15 protein-coding genes and 1 pseudogene are annotated in these 20,075 nt (G+C 55.4%); 12 read left to right on the forward strand and 4 right to left on the reverse strand.

From position 1 onward, the window contains the following. The 3 genes from dnaA to gyrB all read left to right on the forward strand — a co-directional run bounded on the left by dnaA (position 1) and on the right by gyrB (position 5,113). A complete protein-coding gene (gene dnaA / locus L6418_RS00005) occupies positions 1-1,344 on the forward strand; it encodes a chromosomal replication initiator protein DnaA (protein ID WP_237247433.1) in 1,344 nt (447 codons plus the stop codon). Positions 1,345-1,544: 200 nt separating this feature from the next. Further along, positions 1,545-2,648 (forward strand): DNA polymerase III subunit beta, encoded by a 1,104-nt coding sequence (gene dnaN / locus L6418_RS00010; RefSeq protein WP_237247434.1) that lies wholly within the window; start codon positions 1,545-1,547, stop codon positions 2,646-2,648. A 35-nt stretch (positions 2,649-2,683) separates the two neighbouring features. Then, positions 2,684-5,113 (forward strand): DNA topoisomerase (ATP-hydrolyzing) subunit B, encoded by a 2,430-nt coding sequence (gene gyrB / locus L6418_RS00015; RefSeq protein ID WP_237247435.1) that lies wholly within the window; start codon positions 2,684-2,686, stop codon positions 5,111-5,113. 161 nt (positions 5,114-5,274) lie between these two features. Here gyrB and topA read toward each other — a convergent pair whose 3' ends face one another. Genes topA through L6418_RS00035 form a run of 4 tightly spaced genes read right to left on the reverse strand, consistent with a single transcriptional unit; the run spans position 5,275 to position 10,597 of the window. Then, positions 5,275-7,956: a type I DNA topoisomerase gene (gene topA, locus L6418_RS00020; protein ID WP_237247436.1), complete on the reverse strand. Its 2,682-nt coding sequence runs from the start codon at positions 7,954-7,956 to the stop codon at positions 5,275-5,277. 3 nt (positions 7,957-7,959) lie between these two features. Then, positions 7,960-8,415 (reverse strand): DUF494 family protein, encoded by a 456-nt coding sequence (locus L6418_RS00025; RefSeq protein ID WP_237247437.1) that lies wholly within the window; start codon positions 8,413-8,415, stop codon positions 7,960-7,962. A gap of 13 nt (positions 8,416-8,428) precedes the next feature. Continuing rightward, on the reverse strand, positions 8,429-9,496 hold the full coding sequence (gene dprA / locus L6418_RS00030; RefSeq protein ID WP_237247438.1) for a DNA-processing protein DprA: 1,068 nt from the start codon (positions 9,494-9,496) through the stop codon (positions 8,429-8,431). Between the two features lie 3 nt (positions 9,497-9,499). Beyond that, positions 9,500-10,597, reverse strand: coding sequence for a LysM peptidoglycan-binding domain-containing protein (locus L6418_RS00035; RefSeq protein WP_237247439.1), 1,098 nt, complete (start codon positions 10,595-10,597; stop codon positions 9,500-9,502). Positions 10,598-10,686: 89 nt separating this feature from the next. On the opposite strand from L6418_RS00035, the gene def reads away from it, so the two are divergent. The 9 genes and pseudogenes from def (at position 10,687) to gap (ending at position 20,050) form a co-directional block, all read left to right on the forward strand. Further along, positions 10,687-11,190, forward strand: coding sequence for a peptide deformylase (gene def / locus L6418_RS00040; RefSeq protein ID WP_237247440.1), 504 nt, complete (start codon positions 10,687-10,689; stop codon positions 11,188-11,190). A gap of 9 nt (positions 11,191-11,199) precedes the next feature. Continuing rightward, the gene (fmt, locus tag L6418_RS00045; protein ID WP_237247441.1) at positions 11,200-12,129 is read left to right on the forward strand and encodes a methionyl-tRNA formyltransferase; all 930 of its coding nucleotides are present in this window, start codon (positions 11,200-11,202) and stop codon (positions 12,127-12,129) included. A gap of 2 nt (positions 12,130-12,131) precedes the next feature. After that, complete coding sequence (gene rsmB / locus L6418_RS00050; protein WP_237247442.1) at positions 12,132-13,406, forward strand: 16S rRNA (cytosine(967)-C(5))-methyltransferase RsmB; 1,275 nt, start codon at positions 12,132-12,134, stop codon at positions 13,404-13,406. Next, on the forward strand, positions 13,366-14,010 hold the full coding sequence (locus L6418_RS00055) for a DUF4390 domain-containing protein (RefSeq protein ID WP_237247443.1): 645 nt from the start codon (positions 13,366-13,368) through the stop codon (positions 14,008-14,010). The genes rsmB and L6418_RS00055 overlap by 41 nt, the downstream gene beginning before the upstream one ends. Then, a complete protein-coding gene (locus L6418_RS00060) occupies positions 14,007-16,145 on the forward strand; it encodes an ATP-binding protein (protein WP_237247444.1) in 2,139 nt (712 codons plus the stop codon). The genes L6418_RS00055 and L6418_RS00060 overlap by 4 nt, the downstream gene beginning before the upstream one ends. Continuing rightward, a pseudogene (locus L6418_RS13475) lies at positions 16,145-16,513 on the forward strand (response regulator); the annotation flags it as partial. The gene L6418_RS00060 and the pseudogene L6418_RS13475, both read left to right, overlap by 1 nt. Positions 16,514-16,660: 147 nt before the next feature. Further along, positions 16,661-16,789 carry a helix-turn-helix domain-containing protein gene (locus L6418_RS13480; protein WP_408641579.1) on the forward strand — a complete coding sequence of 43 codons (129 nt, stop codon included), beginning with the start codon at positions 16,661-16,663 and terminating at the stop codon, positions 16,787-16,789. 126 nt (positions 16,790-16,915) lie between these two features. Then, positions 16,916-18,934, forward strand: a complete 2,019-nt coding sequence (tkt, locus tag L6418_RS00070; RefSeq protein ID WP_237247446.1) for a transketolase — start codon at positions 16,916-16,918, stop codon at positions 18,932-18,934. Between the two features lie 114 nt (positions 18,935-19,048). Further along, a complete protein-coding gene (gene gap / locus L6418_RS00075; RefSeq protein ID WP_237247447.1) occupies positions 19,049-20,050 on the forward strand; it encodes a type I glyceraldehyde-3-phosphate dehydrogenase in 1,002 nt (333 codons plus the stop codon). The last annotated feature ends 25 nt before the right edge of the window (positions 20,051-20,075 follow it).

Raw genomic sequence — 20,075 nt, forward strand, 5'->3', positions numbered from 1 at the left:
ATGTCCGCCCAGAGTTTGTCTGGAAGCTGCTTGAGTTTCTTCAAGGAACAGCTACCCTTACAACAATACAATTCATGGATTAAGCCATTGATTTTCGAGATCGATGGAGAAAAACTCGTTCTTACTGCACCCAACAGTTTTACGCTGCGCATCGTTCAGGAACGTTTTCTGCCTGAAATATCCAAGCGCGCTTTACCGTTTTTTTCATCGCCTCCGCAAATAGAATTACGTATCGAAAAACGCGGATCCAAGGTCACAGTCCCACCGGTACAGCAGACATCCTCCAAACCGATTGCTGCTCCTACAACCAAAGCGGTCAAGAACCCCAATAAGCTTAACGCTTCCCTGGTTTTCGATACCTTTGTCACCGGTAAAGCAAACCAGCTGGCGCACGCAGCCGCTATTCAGGTTGCCGAAACACCAGGTGTTGCTTATAACCCATTGTTTATATATGGCGGGGTTGGCTTGGGCAAGACTCATTTATTGCAAGCGATCGGCAATCTGGTCAGCAAGCAGAATCCGCAGGCAAGGATTTGCTATATTCATGCAACAAATTATATTTCTGGCGTAGTTCGCGCTTTTCAGACAAAAAATTTCGATGAATTCAAGCAGTTCTACAATTCATTGGACCTGTTGCTGATCGACGACATTCAGTTCATCGCTGACAAACCAGGTACTCAACAGGAATTCTTTTACACGTTGAATTCACTTATAGATACAAATAAACAAGTGGTTATAACGTGTGATACCTTTCCGAAAGAAATCACGGGGATTGAGCCAAGACTGACTTCGCGCTTCACATGCGGGCTTACAGTAGCGATTGAACCGCCAGGACTGGAAATGCGGGTTGCAATTCTGCTGCAAAAATCAGCTGCAAGTGGCTCGCCTATCAGCGAGGATGTTGCTTTTTTCATAGCAAAGCATGTCCGTTCCAACATTCGGGAACTTGAGGGCGCCCTCAACCGTATAGAAGCCTATGCGCGTTTCCACAAACGCGCGATTTCCATCGAACTGGCAAAGGAAGCACTAAAAGACTTATTGGCTGCACAAAACAAGCAGGTTTCCATGGAAAACATTCAGAAAACGGTCGCCGATTTTTATCGCATCAAGATTGTGGATCTGCTTTCAAAAAAGCGTACGCGTGTGATTGCCCGCCCTCGCCAGATTGCCATGTGCCTAGCCAGAGAACTCACACAGCTTAGTTTACCGGAGATAGGCAACGCATTTGGCGGCCGCGATCATTCGACGGTACTGCATGCATGCAAAACCATTGAATCCCTGCGCAATAGCGATTCGGCATTGAATGCGGATTTCAATTTACTGAATCAGACGTTGCGTGGATAAACCGGGATAGGTTGTGCACAGTTTGTAGATATACCGGTAAGAATGATGATTTGAAAAACTTATGCACAAACGATCAACAACATCGAGCATTGTTTTGAACAACAAAATTTTCAATTAACCTTTTGTAAATTAAACAAAAAAATACTTATTCATAAATTCGGTACCACTTATTGTGATTATTAGGTTTTTAAAGGATATATATGTTCATTAAGCAGATAGACAGAAATGAATTACTGAAACCGTTGCAAGCTGTCGTTGGTATCGTAGAACGCAAACAACCTTTACCAATCCTGTCGAACGTACTCATCAAGAAAAATAAAGATGGGGCCCGATTTATCACAACCGATCTGGAAATCCAGATAGAAGCACAACTCAAATCAGAGCTGGACGGGACTGAAAGCTCGATTACGATTTCTGCTAAAAAATTGCAGGAAATCCTTCGTGCAATACCAGACAACAGTACTGTTTCATTGGATAACCAGGATAATCGCTTGCTGGTCAAAGCAAACAAAAGCCGTTTTAGTTTGCAGACATTGCCCGCGCAAGACTTTCCAATCTTGGCTGAACAATTGCTTGGAGCAGCCAAAGTAACAATTGAACAAAAGGTATTACGCCGCTTGTTGAGCTCGGTGCAATATTCCATGGCACAACAGGATATTCGTTATTACCTGAATGGTGTATTGCTGGTGATCGATGGGACATCGATCAAACTAATCGCAACCGACGGACACCGGTTGGCTTTCATTAGCGAAGAACTGCAAGAAAACCACCAGAAACAGGAAGTCATCCTTTCTCGCAAGACAGTTAATGAACTGCTGAAGTTGTTGGGTGACAGCGAAGACAAAGTCCAACTGGAGCTGGCAGAAAAGCAGGTTCGTATTTCATTTGCCGATGTCGTGCTGACTTCCAAGGTCATTGATGGCAAGTTTCCTGACTACAACCGCGTTATTCCCAATCACACCAATCATCTGACATTGGATCGCCTGACTATTTTGCAGGCCTTGCAGCGTGCAGCCATCTTGTCAAACGAGAAATTCCGCGGGGTTAGATTGCTGCTGACGGAAAAGAATCTGCGCATTATCAGCAGCAACAGCGAGCAGGAAGAAGCCCAGGAAGACATCGAGAACGATTATTCCGGTGCTTCGCTGGATATTGGATTTAACGTGAATTATTTGCTGGATGGTATCAACAACATCAATTCTCAAACAATCACCCTTTCCTTTGGTGATCAGAACAGCAGCTTGCTGATCACCATCCCGGAAAAGACCGACTACAAATATGTCGTCATGCCGATGCGCATTTAACTTGTTCCACGTGAAACAGAAAGCAAAAAAATCCCATGAGTGATAACTACGACGAATCGAGTATCCAGCAACTTGAAGGGCTGGAGGCTGTCCGTAAGCGTCCTGGAATGTACATAGGCGATACATCCGATGGCACCGGCTTGCACCATATGGTATTCGAGGTGGTGGATAATGCTATCGACGAAGCCTTGGCTGGGCATTGCGACGACATCAAAGTCATCATTCATGGCGACAATTCGATTTCGGTATCCGATAATGGCCGGGGTATTCCGATCGGCATCAAGTTTGATGACAAACACGAGCCCAAACGTTCAGCAGCAGAAATCGTGTTGACCGTGTTGCACGCAGGTGGGAAGTTCAACCAGAACAGCTACAAGGTTTCCGGTGGTTTGCATGGTGTGGGTGTAAGTTGCGTCAATGGTCTGTCTGAATGGCTAAAATTAACCGTGCATCGCGATGGCAGGAAATATGGGCTGGATTTTGTACGGGGTGCAGTCAAGGATCGGATCGTCGAGAAGCAGAATGGCGTTGACGTATCACCTGTTCAGGATTTAGGCGAAAGCAAGAAGCGCGGCACAGAAGTGCATTTTCTGGCCGACAAGGAAATATTCGGCTTGGTCGAATTTCATTACGAGATTCTGGCTAAACGTCTGCGTGAATTATCCTTCCTGAATAATGGCGTCAAGATCGAGCTGATTGATCAGCGCACAGGCAAGAGCGAAAACTTCGCCCATTCCGGTGGTGTTCGTGGTTTCGTCGAATACATGAACAAGAGCAAAACCGTACTGCATCCCAAACCTTTCCATGCCGAAGGTTCATCCGGGCCGGTTACTGTGGAAGTTTCCATGCAGTGGAACGACAGCTATTCGGAAGTCGTGCAATGCTTCACCAACAACATCCCGCAGCGGGATGGAGGAACCCACCTCACTGGCTTGCGCATGGCGATGACCCGCGTCATCAACAAATACATCGAAGAGCATGAACTGGCAAAAAAGGCCAAGGTGGATACCACTGGTGACGATATGCGCGAAGGATTGACCTGCGTACTGTCGGTCAAGGTACCCGAACCCAAGTTTTCCTCCCAGACTAAAGACAAACTGGTATCCAGCGAAGTACAACCAGCAGTAAATGAAGTCGTTTCACAAAAACTGGCTGACTATCTGCTTGAAAACCCTGTCGATGCGAAAATCATTTGCGGCAAGATCGTCGAAGCGGCCCGGGCCCGCGATGCAGCACGCAAAGCGCGCGAACTGACGCGCCGCAAGGGAGTCCTGGATGGCATCGGCCTGCCTGGAAAGCTGGCAGACTGCCAGGAGAAAGACCCGGCTCTTTCCGAGCTATATTTGGTCGAGGGCGACTCCGCCGGCGGTTCCGCCAAACAAGGCCGCGATCGCAAGTTCCAGGCTATCCTGCCACTCAAGGGCAAGATCCTGAATGTCGAAAAAGCCCGTTTCGAAAAGTTAATCGCCTCGCAGGAGATTGCCACCCTGATCACCGTGTTGGGAACAGGGATCGGCAAAGAAGAATACAGCGCCGAGAAGCTGCGCTATCACCGCATCATCATCATGACCGATGCGGACGTGGATGGTGCCCACATCCGCACCCTGTTGCTTACTTTCTTCTACCGCCAGATGCCGGAGCTGGTTGAACGCGGGCACATTTATATTGCCCAGCCGCCGTTATACAAGATCAAGCAAGGGCGTGAAGAACGCTATCTCAAGGATGAACATGAGCTGAAAAACTACATGCTCGGCTCGGCATTGAATGGGGCAGCATTTTATCCGGCACTCGATGCGACACCTATTCAGGGGGAAACGCTGGGCGAGATAGCCAAGCAATATTTTCTTGCCGAAGCCGTTATCGACCGCCTGTCCCACTTTATTGCGCCAGAAGCCAGCCATGCGCTGCTAGTTCTTCCCGCTCTGTCACTGGAAGATGCGGCAGCTGCAAAAAGGAGTGCTGAACTACTGGAGCAGGCTTGCGGCGGCGTCATCAAGGCGGATGTCGAAACAGACGAAAACGGCGAGTTGCGTTTGCGCCTGGAAAAGATCTTTCACGGCAATTATTCGCTTAGCTACCTCGATCGCGAATTCCTCCAAGGTGGTGACTACGTACAGATCCGCCAGACTGCAGAAGCGCTGGATGGCCTGATTTCACCTACTGCCTATGTCATGCGCGGCGAACAGAAACGCGGCGTGGGCAGCTTCAAACAGGCTATCGAATGGCTGTTGGAAGATGCCAAAAAGGGTGTCAGCATCCAGCGCTACAAAGGCTTGGGCGAGATGAACCCCGATCAGCTGTGGGAAACCACCATGGACGTGAAAAACCGCATTTTGCTGCGCGTGCGCATTGAAGATGCCATTGGCGCCGACGAAATTTTCACCACATTGATGGGCGATGTGGTCGAGCCGCGCCGGGCATTCATCGAGCAGAATGCGTTGGGCGTAAAAAATCTGGATGTATAGATATGAAGGTTGAAACCGCTCCGAAAGGGGCGGTTTTTTATTTTCAGGGAAAACACCCGCGCAAGCCAATAACCATGGGGAATCCAGAGCAAGTCCCCCAAAACGCGCCACAAGCGACTTTCACGCTGTCGGTAAGGGGTTGCCTAGGGTTGCCAAAGATATTATTTCTTGGAGGTCTTCTTGCTCGCCGGTTTCTTTGCAGCAGGCTTGGCAACGACTTTCTTGACTACTGTTTTAGCCGTAGCGGTCTTAACGGTTTTCTTGACCGCAGGCTTTTCAGCGCTCGTTTTTACCGTGGTTTTCTTCACCGTCGCCTTGGACTTGGTTTCTGCCTTTTCCTTGGTGGTCTTTTTGCCAGCGGTTTTCTTTGCCGCAGGTTTCTTCGCGGTCTTTGCCTTGCCGCTGCCGCCCTTCGCTGCCTTGGCGGCGATCATTTCCAGCGCCTCCTCCAGCGTCACCGCCTCCGGTGTTACATCCTTCGGCAGGGTGGCATTGATTTTTCCGTGGCGCACATAGGGTCCGTAGCGACCGCTGCATACTTCGATGAGTGCCTTGTCATCCGGATGTTCGCCCAGGGTGCGCAGTACGGTGGCGCCGCCGGTCCTGGCTTGAGCCAGCAGTTCCACAGCACGGTCCAGGCTTATATCGAAGATGCTGTCGGTGCGCGGGATGGATTTGAATTTGCCGTCGTGGCCGATATAAGGGCCGAAACGGCCGATATTGACGATGACTTTCTTGCCGCTTTCGGGGTGAGTGCCGAGTTCCCTCGGCAGGGAGAGCAGTTTTAATGCATGGGCAAGATCGGCCTGTTCCAGGGGTAATTCCTTCGGCCAGGATACACGCTTGGGTTTGGTCTTGGCACCCTCTTCCACTTCGCCGAGTTGTACATACGGGCCATAAGGTCCGCGTAACAGCAGCACAGGCTGATTGGTTTCCGGATGCGTGCCGAGTTCTTTACGCGCTTCGCCGGCATCCTCGTCGCCACCGAGGCTACGCGTATAGTCACACTCGGGATAGCCGGTGCAACCGATGAAACTGCCGCGTTTGCCAAGACGCTTGGACAGGGGTTTGCCGCATTTCGGGCATTTCTCTTCCAGCATTTCGGTACCAGGACGTTCGACATCTTTCTTTTCGCCGATGAGCTTGTTGAAACCCTTCCAGAATTCTTCCAGCACCGGGATCCAGTCGCGCTTGCCCTCGGAAATTTCGTCCAGCTCGTCCTCGAGATTCGCGGTGAACCCATAATCGACATAGCGCGTGAAATGCTCATTGAGGAATTTGATGACCACGCGACCGACGTCGGTGGGCATAAAGCGCTTCTTGTCGAGCGTGGCGTACTCGCGCGCCTGCAGCGTGGAGATGATGGTGGCGTACGTGGATGGGCGTCCGATACCGTGTTCCTCCAGTGTTTTTACCAAGCTGGCTTCGGAGTAGCGCGGGGGTGGCTGGGTGAAGTGTTGTTCGCCGTAAAGTTTTTCAACAGCAAGAACATCCCCTTCCGCGAGCGGGGGGAGTTTGGCGCTGTCTTCCTCTTCGGCATCGTCCACGTCTTCCATGTACACACCGATGAAACCGGGAAACACCAGAGTCTGGCCGGAAGCGCGGAACAGGGTATCGTCGCTGCTCAAGCGGATATCAACACTGACAGTATCAAATCGGGCTGGCGCCATTTGCGACGCAAGTGTGCGCTTCCATATCATCTCGTAAAGGCGCATCTGGTCGATGTTCAGATGAGCGCGCAGACTATCCGGCGTACGCAGAATCGAGGTCGGGCGGATGGCTTCGTGCGCTTCCTGCGCATTTTTGGATTTGCTCTTGTATACCGGCTGTTTGCTCGGCAAGTAATCGGCAGCGAAATTATCCTTGATGTAGTCGCGTATCTCGGCCACCGCTTCATTGGCAAGATTGACCGAATCGGTACGCATGTAGGTAATCAGACCGATGGTTTGCCCGCCGATGTCAACGCCTTCGTATAACGACTGAGCAGTACGCATGGTGCGATCGGAAGTCATGCCCAGCTTGCGTACGGCTTCCTGTTGCAGCGTGGATGTGGTGAACGGTGCGGCCGGGTTTCGCTGTTTGCCCTTCTTTTCCACCCGCACGACTTTTGGCGGCAGCTTCGCATCGGCGAGCCTGGCATGGATGGCATCGAATTCCTGCTGGCTGCCGATACTGAGTTGCTCCAGCTTTTTGCCCTGATACTGGAAAAGCTTTGCACTAAAGGGAATGCTGTTTTTTTGACTGTCCAGATGGATAGTCCAGTATTCCTGGCTCTTGAACTTCTCGATTTCCAGCTCACGCTCGACGATCAGTCGCAACGCCGGGCTTTGCACGCGTCCTGCAGACAGACCGGGGCGGATCTTGCGCCACAACAGCGGTGACAGATTGAAACCGACCAGGTAGTCGAGCGCGCGGCGCGCCTGCTGCGCATTCACCAGCGGAATGGAAATTTCGCGCGGATGTGCAACGGCATCTTTCACGGCGGATTGCGTGATCTCGTAGAACACCACGCGCTGCATCTTTTTGCCTTTGAGCGCGCGCTTGCCTTTCAGCAGTTCCGCAATGTGCCAGGCAATGGCTTCACCTTCCCTGTCCGGGTCGGGTGCGAGAAAGATATGATCGGCTTCAGCAGCAGCCTTCGCGATGGCATCAACGTGCTTGCTGTTGCGCGCGATGGTTTCATACTGCATGGCGAAGTTATTGTCCGGATCGACTGCCCCGGTCTTGGGCACCAGATCGCGCACGTGACCATACGAGGCCAGAACCTCGAAGTCCTTGCCGAGATATTTCTTGAGCGTCTTGGCCTTGGCCGGAGACTCGACGATGAGCAGGTTGGAGGACATGTTTTAGTGTAATTGGGCGGAATCGGCCGGGGTCAGCAGGTCTTCAATGATCATCGGGTCGAGATCTTCATGCTGGCTCCACAGCACCATCAGCACAATGAGCTTGAGCTTGTCGAGGGACAGGTTCTTGCGGCCCAGTGCCAGCACCCGGTCGATGATCATCTCGCGTTCGATCGGCGTGATGAGCTTGCTGTGTTCCCAGAAAGCCAGGAAGCGCAGGCCTTCCGGACTGATGCGCTGGGATTCGAAGTCGGTGTACAGGCGTGTGCCGCTGTGGTTGATATTGTCGGGATACGCGGCCCGGGTGAGCTGCTGCAAGCCGGATAACCAGGTCAACGCCTGATTGATGTCGTCTTCCTCGAAGCCGGCGGCGCTCAGCTTGACCGAGAGTTTGTCATGGTCCGGGTAACTGCCGATATCGAAGTAACTTTCAAACAGGTAAAGCAGGATGTCGAACATGAAAGAGTGTAGTTTAGGTGATGCGTTGATATAAGCCGCCGGGCAAGGATGCAATATGTCCGTCGAGTTCAAGTTGCAACAGGATGGCGGATAGCTCGCTTATCGTCAAGCCGCTGCGCTGCACAAGCGTCTCCACGTCGAGCGGGTCGAAGCCGAGATGCGCGAATAGCGGATGCTCCGGGGCGGCATTCGGAGTTCCAGCCGGCGAACGATAACCCAGTTCCTGCAGGATGTCTTGGGCGCATTCCACCAGTTTGGCGCCTTGTTTGATCAGCGCATGGCATCCCCTGGATTGCGGAGAATGGATCGAACCCGGTATGGCGAAAACGTCCCTCCCCTGCTCGAGCGCCATGCGGGCAGTGATGAGCGACCCGCTCTGGACAGAAGCTTCGACCACCAGGCATCCGAGACCCAAACCGCTGATGATGCGATTGCGCCGAGGAAAATTAGCCGCAAGCGGGGGCGTTCCCAGCGGAAATTCGGAGACGATGGTTCCGTCTTGTGCCAAACGATGTGCCAGTTCTCGATTGGCAGCCGGGTATACCTTGTCCAGCCCCGTGCCGACTACGGCGATACTGGAACCAGAACCTTGCAGGCCACCCAGATGTGCCGCCGCGTCGATGCCGAGAGCCATGCCGCTGACGATGCACAGACCAGCATCGGAGATCGAGAGGGAGAATGCTTCCGCATTGCGCAATCCTTGCGTGGAGGCATTGCGGCTGCCGACGACGGCAAGTGCCGGCACATTCAACAGATCGAGACGCCCTTTTACATACAGCAACAAGGGCGGGTCGGAGGTATTAAGCAGCGACCGGGGGTATTCGACATCGGCGACAGTAAGGATCCGGTTGAGCGGGTCGTCGAGCCAATTTGCTACCGTAACCAGATATGCCCCGTCGATTCCTGTCGCAATCGCCTTGGCTACGGCGGGTTTGACGTGATGCACGAGCGAAGAGACCGATGCTTCCAGCACCGCTTCAGGCGAGCCGAAAGAAAGCAGCAAACGCCGCAGGCTTTCGTTACCCAGGCCGGGGATCTGGCTCAGGGTGATCCACGCTGCAAGCGGAGCGTCCAGCAGCATGCTTTACTCGGGATTGCTGGCGCGATCCAATCTCTGTACGGGTAAACGTGTCTGCATCACGAGCGCATATGAAACTTTGTCGAACACGCGGAATACGAACAGCAGTCCGTAACGCACATCCGGCAACACAGTATCCGAGGTGAAAATATTATGGCTGGGCACCACTTCGCCCTTCTGGTACAGGGCCAGCACATGCCCGCTTTCCAGGCCATCGCGACGGCCCTTGTTCAGGGTGACCACGGCATTTTGCCCGGCCTGTTCAACGCCGCCATAGATGGAAATGACCTTGGCATTGATGTTTTTGTCGGGTTCGTGCGGCAGGAAATTGCTGGCAAAACTGGTGGTGGCCTGGGCCAGACGATCGCCGACGTTGATCTCAAGCACGGCACGGGTGATCTTCAAGGTACTGAGGTCGCCGAACTTTTCGACGAATGCATCGCCTAGATAAACCACTTCATGTCCCAGCACCTCGCCGGTATCGGGATCCTTGAAGGTGATTCCGGGCCGATATATTTGCCAGCGCTCGCCTTTATCGCTGGGCAGATTTTTGGCATAGGCAACATTGCCTGTGCCAAGAAGCTCCCGATGGTCGTAAGTCCCGGCCAGCACGGGGGCTCCATCCAGTTCGTCGTCATCCACGACCAAAGGCTGGGCAAGGAACGGCCCGATATCTTTCAACGAGATTACCGGGATGGCCTGATTCGTTCCCTTCACTTCTCTGGGCTTGGGTGAAAGTTTGACGACTTCCGATGTGGAAGAAGTCGGTTCACCGGGCGCCACGTCAGCCATGGACACTTCGGCAGGAGAGACGCCGGAAGCCGGAACCGCTTCTCCCCCGGCAACTTTAAGCGTATGCGTGCTCTGGTCGAGGTAAACCACGTTACCCGGATAAATCCAGTGCGGGTCCTTGATGGTGTCTTTGTTGTATCCCCAGATCTGTGGCCATTTCCAGGGATCCTTGAAGAATTTGGCCGAGATGTCCCACAGCGTGTCGCCTTTCACCACGACATAGTGGTCGGGGGCATTTTCCTGCAATTTAAGCTCATCCGCGCAAACGGCGATGGGCAACAAGAGACAAATCAGCGATATAATCTTGCGCATGGAAAACCCCAGCAAAGTAAGGAAAAGCGGCGCGATGTTTGCACGGCGGTTTAAATTCTGCATCTAGTCTCTTCAGTTGGCAAGCATTTATGGCAATTCTCCCTATCATCCAGTACCCTGACGAACGCTTGCACAAGATTGCGAAAAAGGTCGAACAGGTCGACGACTCGATCCGCAAACTGGTGCAGGACATGGCGGAGACCATGTATGCGGCTCCCGGAATCGGCCTAGCGGCAACCCAGGTGGATAAGCACATTCGGCTGATCGTGATCGATACATCCGAGACCCGCGACGACCTCAAGGTATTCATAAATCCGGAACTGCTGGATAACACTGGAGAAAAGGAAAACGAGGAAGGCTGCCTTTCGGTACCGGGAATCTATGAAAAGGTCCGCCGCGCGGAGTTTGTCACCGTACGTGCCCTCGACGAACATGGCAAAACATTCACGTTAAAAGCAGAAGGCCTGCTGGCAGTATGCATCCAGCACGAGATGGATCATCTGCAAGGGCGGGTGTTCGTCGAGCACCTGTCGCACCTCAAGCAGACCAGGATCCGCGCCAAGCTGAAAAAGCAACGGCGCGAAACTTTCTAAGATCGATACGTGAAGATCATTTTTGCAGGGACACCGCAGTTCGCCGCCGAAGCATTGGCCGCGCTGATGAAAAAACACCAGATCGTTGCGGTGCTTAGCCAGCCGGACCGACCTTCGGGACGCGGCATGCACCTTACCCCCAGCCCGGTAAAACAACTGGCATTGCAGCACGGCTTGAAAGTGATGCAGCCAGGCACCCTGAAGATGGAAGAGGCCCAGCGGTCAATAGCCGAACTTGATGCCGAGGTGATGGTAGTCGCTGCCTATGGCCTGATACTGCCAAAAGCGGTTCTGCAGATTCCCCGCTACGGCTGCCTCAACATCCATGCTTCGCTGTTGCCGCGCTGGCGCGGGGCCGCACCTATCCAGCGGGCAATCCTGGCCGGCGACGCCGAGACCGGTATTACCGTCATGCAAATGGACGAAGGCCTCGATACCGGCGACATGCTGCTGAAAAGATCGTGCCCCATCGAACCTGGCGATACGGCGCAGACCCTGCACGACAAACTCGCCGGGCTTGGCGCACAATGCATCCTTGAGGCCCTGCATCGCCTGGAAAGCGGCCAGCTGCTGCCCGAGCCGCAGGATGCGCAGCAGGCGACCTATGCCGCCAAGCTGACCAAAATCGAAGCGCAACTGGACTGGCGACTGGATGCTGCGCAACTTGAGCGTGCGATTCGCGGATATTTCCCTTTCCCGGTCGCCACCGCGCTGTTTGGAGAAACGCCGATCAAGATACTGCGTGCGCACATAGCCGAAGGAAATGGCGCGCCAGCCGGAACCGTCGTTGCAGTGGATAAACAGTATATCCAGGTCGCATGCGGCGACGGTACGCTGGCGCTGGAAGTTTTGCAAAAACCGGGCGGCAAGGCACTGCCCGTTGCGCAATTCCTGCAAGGTTTTCCCATCAAGGTCGGCTACCGCTTCAAAGCAGGCTGACCATGCAGCGCATCCAACTCGAAGCGGCAAAAGCGGTGGGCAAGGTAGTACGTGACGGCCGCAACCTTACTCAGGTGCTGGGCGAGACCCTGCGCAAGCAGTCCAGTCTCAATGCGCAAGAAAAAGGAGCGCTGCAAGACCTGTGCTACGGCACGCTTCGTTATTATGCGCGCCTGAATTTCATCCTGGATAACCTGCTGCAGCGACGCGTGCAGGAAACCCCCTTGCGCTGCCTGCTGCTGGTTGCGCTCTATCAGCTGCAGCACACCAGGGCGGGGCAATATGCCATCGTCGACCAGGCAGTGAACGCCGCCAAACTGTTCAATCCGGCAGCCAGCGGACTGGTGAATGCGGTATTGCGCAATTTTCTGCGCAGGCAACCGGCGTTGCTGGAGGCTGCCGACCAGAACGAGGAAAGCCGCTACGCATATCCGCAGTGGTGGATCGATACGCTCAAACGGCAATATGGCGAACAGGCCGCGGCCATACTGGCAGCCGGAAACGAACATCCACCCATGACCTTGCGCGTCAATGTGCGCCATACGAACGCAACCGAATATCAATCGCTGCTTGCCAGCCAAGGCATCGCGGCACAGATCGTCGGCCCGGTCGCACTGAAGCTGGAGCGGCCGATCCCCGTTGAGCGTTTGCCCAACTTCGAAGAGGGGTGGGTCTCGGTACAGGATGGGGGGGCGCAACAGGCGGCCTACCTGCTGGATGTGCGGGATGGAATGCATGTACTGGACGCCTGCGCGGCGCCCGGCGGCAAGACCGCGCACCTGCTGGAATCCGCGGATATCGATCTGGTGGCGTTGGACAAGGAGGAAGAGCGACTGCAGCGCGTGCACCAGAACCTGCAGCGCCTGCATCTGGATGCCCGGGTGGTTTGCGGCGATGCCGCCACACCGGAAGCATGGTGGGACGGCAGACCGTTCCAGCGGATCCTGGCCGATGTTCCGTGTTCGGCCTCCGGTGTGGTGCGCCGCCATCCCGACATCAAATGGCTGCGCCGACCGGAGGATATCGAAAGTTTTGCGGCACAGCAGGCACAGATACTGGAATCACTGTGGTTGCTGCTGGCAGGAGATGGTAAATTGCTCTATGCGACCTGCTCGGTGTTTGCGCGCGAGAACCAGCAGGTGATCGACGCGTTCCTGTCGCGACACGGCGAGGCAACGCGGATTGCGCTGTCCGCAACAGGCATGACGGACGGGCAGTTATTGCCAAACGAAGAGCATGACGGGTTCTTTTATGCATTGCTGCACAAACAAGCTTGATCGGTTGCATCGTGCGGCCTGGGTGATCTGCCTGTGGCTGTGCGCGGCTGCCGCCAGTGCGGAAGGCATTTCCATCAACAAGGCCGAAGCGCGCCTGACAGAGGAAGGCTATCAGCTGTCCGCTGACTACGACATCCAGCTTTCCCATACGGTCGAGACCGCGTTGCAGCACGGTGTTACCCTGTATTTCATCAGCGAACTGTCGATCAATCGCTCGCGCTGGTACTGGCTGGATACCGAAGTGATCCGGGACGAGCAGACGGCCAAGCTTTCATTCAATGCACTTACCCAGCAATACCGCATCACGCGCGGTTCGCTGTTCCAAAGTTTCAGCGAGCTGAAAGATGCCCTCACCGTGCTGGGGCACCAGATTGCCCCCCCTGTTCCGGTTGCATTGCTGGACAAGAACGGCGGCGGTTATTTTTCGCGGCTGCTGAAAAAGGGAAGCGACTGCTGTTCGGCCGTTGCGCAGATGCGACTGGATGTGACGCAACTGCCCAAGCCGCTGCAGGTGAATGCGCTCACCAACGAGGACTGGAACCTGAAATCCGAGCCATACCGCTGGGTTCTGAGTCCCGACGCTGAAAAGGCACTCCAGCCATGAAGTACCTGGTCATTTTCAGCGGGATCGCCGGCGCGGTGCTGCTTTACCTGTTGTCGAGCGCCAGCGCCAACACGGATCTGTTCTCGCACAACTATTATTTTCTGCTGGCGATGACGGGGGTGCTGGCACTCGGATTGACCGGGCTGGTGGCATCGCAGATATGGCAGTTGCGCATCAAACTCAAGCAAAAGATATATGGGGCAAAGCTGACCTTGCGCCTGGTGCTGATTTTTTCCGTGATCGCCATCCTGCCGGGATTCCTGGTCTACGCGGTATCGGTACAGTTCCTCAGCAAGAGTATCGAGTCATGGTTCGATGTGCGCGTGGAAAAAGCGCTGGAAGGCGGCCTGCATCTGGGCCGCAGCTCGCTGGAAAACGGCCTGGTGGAACTGGGCAAGAAAGGGCGCCTGGTCGCCATGATCCTGACCGAGCAGGATTCGCAGAGGCACAACCAGACGTTATCGAAGCTGGTGGAAGAAGGCGGCGCGCAGGAAGCGGCCGTGTATGGCAGCAAGGGGCAGTTGCTGGCCTACGCGAACAGCCAAAGCAGGAAGGAAACGGAAAGACCGTCGCCGGAGATGTTGCGCGAGGCGTGGGAAAAAGGCGGCTACAGCATGGTCGAGGTCCTGCCGGACGACCAACTTGCCTTGCGCGTACTGATCCCGATGAAATCGCCGCTTTGGAGGGATGGTCCGAGGACGCTGCAATTCATGCAGCCGGTCCCCAGGCAGATCGCCGAAGATGCCGAAACGGTGCAGGCGGTATACCGCGACTACCAGGAGCTGTCGTTGTCCAGGCTTGGGTTGAAACGTTTGTATGGCGTTACGCTTACCTTGTCATTGCTGATAGTCCTGCTCAGTGTCGGTTCGGTGGCGTTCTATCTGAGCGAGCAGCTCAGCGCCCCGCTGGCTGCCCTGGCCGCAGGGACGCTGGCGGTATCGCAGGGCGATTTCAGCGGCAACTATCCGGTTCAAAGCAGCGACGAGCTGGGTGCGCTGACCGGGCTGTTCAACCAGATGACCAATTACCTGGCGGACGCAAAGCGGAAGGGCGAGCAGCAGCAATTGCAGGTGGAGAATGCCAAGGTCTATCTGGAAAGCGTGCTGGCCCATCTCTCATCGGGTGTTCTGGTGGTGGATGCACGGCATCGGCTGCGGTCCTCCAATCCCAGTGCGAATCAGATACTGGGCATACCGCTGCAGGAGATGGAAGGCCACACCCTGCCCGAGATCGCAGCCAGACACGTCTTGCTGCGCTCGTTCATCGATACGGTGATGCAGGGTTTCGAGGAATCGTCGCAATATGAATGGAGACAGCAGATCGAGCGCATGAGCAAAAGCGGCGACCAGATCCTGCTGCTGCGGGGGACGCGGCTGTCCACCATGGAGGAGGACAACAGCTTTGTGGTGGTGTTCGACGATATCACCCACCTGCTGCAAGCCGAACGACAGGCGGCCTGGGGCGAGGTAGCGCGGCGGCTGGCGCACGAGATCAAAAACCCGCTTACGCCGATACAACTCTCGGCAGAACGCCTCCAGCACAAGCTGCTGGGCAAGCTGGACGACCAGGACACGCAACTCGTGCAACGCGCTACCCAGACCATCGTCAGCCAGGTCGGGGCGATGAAAAACATGGTCACCGAATTTGCCAACTATGCGCGCGCGCCTGCCGCGCGGATGGTGCAGCTCGATATGCACCAGCTGCTGAACGAGGTGATGGGCCTGTACGAAGCCAACAGCAGCCCGATCGCCCTTCGGTTCGGTGCCGAGCGTACCTTGCTGAACGGCGATGCCACCCGCCTGCGTCAGGTGATCCACAACCTGCTGCAGAACGCGCACGATGCGTTGCAACAGACCGAGCATCCGCAAATCGTCCTGTCTACGGAGAACACCCCCGATAATGCCCTGAAACTGACGGTACGCGACAACGGCAGCGGCATTCCGGAGCACATGCTGGGAAGGCTGTTCGAACCCTACATGACGACCAAACAGCGAGGAACCGGCCTGGGTCTGGCGATTGTGAAAAAGATCGTGGAAGAGCACGGCGGAAAAATAACCATAGAAAGCCAGCCCGGGGCTGGTACAAGTGTGAACGTTATCCTGCCCCTGGCGGCAACAGAAACGGAGATGGTGTGATGGCTACAAAAGAGATCCTGGTGGTTGACGATGAGGTGGGCATCCGCGAGTTGCTCTCCGAAATCCTGTTCGATGAGGGCTACCGCATACATCTGGCGGAGAACGCAGAGCAGGCACGGAAGTTTCGCGCCAACCATGCCCCCGACCTGGTGCTGCTGGATATCTGGATGCCGGATACCGATGGTCTGACACTGCTCAAGGAATGGGTCGAGCAAAAGCTGCTTACCATGCCGGTGATCATGATGTCCGGACATGGCACGATCGAGACCGCGATGGAGGCGATGCGCATCGGTGCGTCGGACTTTTTAGAGAAGCCCATCGCCTTGCAGAAATTGCTGGCGACGGTGGCCAAGGCCATTCAACAAGGCGTTCCCGCCGCAGTGCCAGTCCAGCACCAGCCGGAAGCCGCCCAGGCCGAAAGCAATAAAGACGGTTGCATACAGACATCTTTGCCGTTAGATTTGCCCTTGCGCGAGGCGAGGGAGCATTTCGACAGCCTGTACTTCAACTATCAGATGAAAAAAGAGAATGGGAACATCTCGCGCATCGCCGAGAAGGCAGGCATAGAACGCACCCATCTTTACCGAAAACTCAAACAATTGGGGATAAAACCCCTTAAAAAGGGTTCAGGCGAACATCAATAGTCCGAACGGGCCTGCGCTTGGGGGCTTGCCGTTGTTGCCCAACGGCAAGCCGTTAAGGCATAATCGGCGCCTTTCGTTGCAAAAATAATTCAGTTTTTATTAGGGATGTTTTTAGGAGGCAGGAAAATGGCTGCGGCACGTAATGTAACCCCCCCGAAATTCAATGACATCACCGGCGCGATCCGCATGCTGGCGGTGGATGCCGTACAAAAGGCCAATTCCGGTCACCCTGGTGCGCCGATGGGCATGGCAGAAATCGCCGAGGTGCTGTGGAACCATCACCTGCGACACAACCCCGCCAACCCCAAGTGGGCTGACCGCGACCGTTTTGTGCAATCCAACGGCCACGGTTCGATGCTGATCTATGCATTGTTGCACCTGACCGGCTATGACCTGCCTATCGATGAGCTGAAGCGTTTCCGCCAGATGCACTCCAAGACACCGGGCCATCCTGAGTATGGCTACACCGTCGGCGTCGAAACGACCACCGGTCCGCTGGGCCAGGGCATCACCAACGCAGTCGGCATGGCGATGGCCGAGAAGTTGCTGGCCAACGAGTTCAACAAGCCGGGACATGAGATCGTCAACCACCATACTTATGTATTCATGGGCGACGGCTGCATGATGGAAGGCATTTCGCACGAAGCTTGCGCACTTGCCGGCACCTGGGGCTTGGGCAAGCTGATCGCCTTCTGGGACGACAACAACATCTCCATCGACGGCCATATCGACGGCTGGTATACCGACGACACCGCCAAGCGCTTCGAGGCCTACGGCTGGCATGTCATCGCCGACGTGCAGGGTCACGACCCGGACGAGATCAATAAAGCCATCGTTGCGGCCAAGGCTGTCACCGACAAGCCGACGCTGATCTGCTGCAAGACCATCATCGGTGTCGGTTCCCCGAACAAGGCCGGCACGCACGACGTGCACGGCGCCGCGCTGGGCGATGCCGAAGTGCAGGCGACCCGCGAGCACATCGGCTGGAAATATCCCCCGTTCGAGATTCCCAAGCATGTGTACGAGGCATGGGATGCGCGCACCAAGGGCGAAGGCCTGGAAAAGCTGTGGAACAACAAGTTCGCCGAGTACAAGAAGGCCTTCCCGAAGGAAGCCGCAGAGTTCGAGCGCCGCATGAACGGCGACCTGCCGGCCAACTGGGCCGAACATGCCGCCAAGGCCATCGCCGCAGTGAATGAAAAGGGCGAGACCATCGCCACCCGCAAGGCTTCGCAAAACTCGATCAATGCGCTGGTTCCGGCACTGCCAGAGTTTTTGGGCGGCTCCGCCGACCTGACCGGTTCCAACCTGACCAACTGGACAGGCGCACATCACGTTTCCGGCAAGAAGCCCGGCAACTACATCAGCTACGGCGTGCGCGAATTCGGCATGTCGCACATCATGAACGGCATGTCCCTGCACGGCGGCCTGCTGCCGTTCGGTGGCACCTTCCTGATGTTCTCCGAATATGCACGTAACGCCTTGCGCATGTCGGCCTTGATGAAACAGCGCGTGATCTACGTGTACACCCACGACTCCATCGGTCTGGGCGAAGACGGCCCGACTCACCAGCCGGTCGAGCAGACCACCACGCTGCGCTACATTCCCAATATGGACACCTGGCGTCCATGCGACACCGTCGAGTCGATGGTTTCCTGGGTAAGCGCGGTCGAGCGCAAGACCGGCCCGTCTTCCTTGATCTTCAGCCGCCAGAACCTGGCTTTCCAGAAGCGCGACGCGAAGCAGATCGAGAATATCCGCAAGGGTGGCTACATCCTGTCGGAAGCCGCGGGTGGCAAGCCGCAAGCCATCATCATTGCAACGGGTTCCGAAGTGGACCTGGCAATGAAGGCCCAGGCCGCACTGGCCGCGGAAGGTATCAATGTGCGCGTGGTGTCGATGCCATCGACCAATGTGTTCGATCGGCAGGATCAGGCCTACAAGGACAGCGTGTTGCCCAAGGGCATCAAGCGTGTGGCCGTCGAGGCCGGCGTGACCGGTTTCTGGTACAAATATGTCGGTCTTGAAGGCGCCGTGATCGGCATGGACTGCTTTGGCGAATCCGCACCGGCACCCGAGTTGTTCAAGCACTTCGGCTTCACGGTGGAAAACGTCGTTGGTACAGTAAAGAAAGTGATTGGCTAAGCGCCAAGACGCGACCTGGCTGCCGCGGGACCACCGGGAATGGTCCCGCGGCAGTTCATGGAATAGACAGTCAGCGCTCAATACAGATTTTTAATTAGTGATCGGGAGATATATATGGCAATCAAAGTTGGTATCAATGGATTCGGTCGTATCGGTCGCATGGTGTTCCGTGCAGCTACGAAAGACTTCCCTGAAATCGAGGTCGTCGCCATCAACGACTTGCTGGAGCCGGATTACCTGGCGTACATGCTGAAACACGATTCCGTGCATGGACGTTTCCAGGGCGACGTTTCGGTCAGCGGCAACAATCTGGTCGTCAACGGCAAGACCATACGCCTGACCGCAGAAAAGGACCCCGCCAACCTGAAATGGAATGAAGTCGGTGCCGATATCGTGATCGAATGCACGGGCTTTTTCCTGGATGACGCCAGCTGCCAGAAACATATCGCTGCAGGTGCCAAGAAGGTGGTGATGTCTGCCCCTTGCAAGGATACGACCCCGATGTTCGTATACGGTGTGAACCACGACACCTACAAGGGCGAGAAGATCGTTTCCGCAGCGTCGTGTACTACCAACGCATTGGCACCGGTTGCCAAAGTGCTGAACGACACTTTCGGCATCAAGCGCGGCCTGATGACCACTGTGCACGCAGCGACCGCGACACAAAAGACCGTCGACGGCCCGTCCAATAAAGACTGGCGCGGTGGCCGCGGCATCCTGGAAAACATCATCCCCTCCTCCACTGGCGCAGCGAAGGCCGTGGGTGTGGTGATCCCCGCATTGAACAAGAAGCTGACCGGCATGGCATTCCGCGTGCCCACTTCCGATGTGTCCGTGGTTGACCTGACTGTCGAACTGAACAAAGAAGCGACCTACGACGACATCTGCAAGGCGATGAAGGCAGCGTCCGAGAACGGTCCGCTGAAGGGCGTGCTGGGCTACACCAACGATAAGGTGGTTTCCACCGATTTCCGCGGCTGCGTTAATCCGTCGATTTTCGATGCGGATGCCGGAATCGCACTGGATCCGACCTTCGTCAAGGTGGTGGCGTGGTATGACAACGAGTACGGTTACACCTGCAACCTGATGCGTCTGGTCCGTCACATTGCGAAGTAATTCGTTTCGATAAAGGGCTGGCGCA

This window comes from Sideroxyarcus emersonii, from assembly GCF_021654335.1.
Lineage (GTDB): Bacteria > Pseudomonadota > Gammaproteobacteria > Burkholderiales > Gallionellaceae > Sideroxyarcus > Sideroxyarcus emersonii.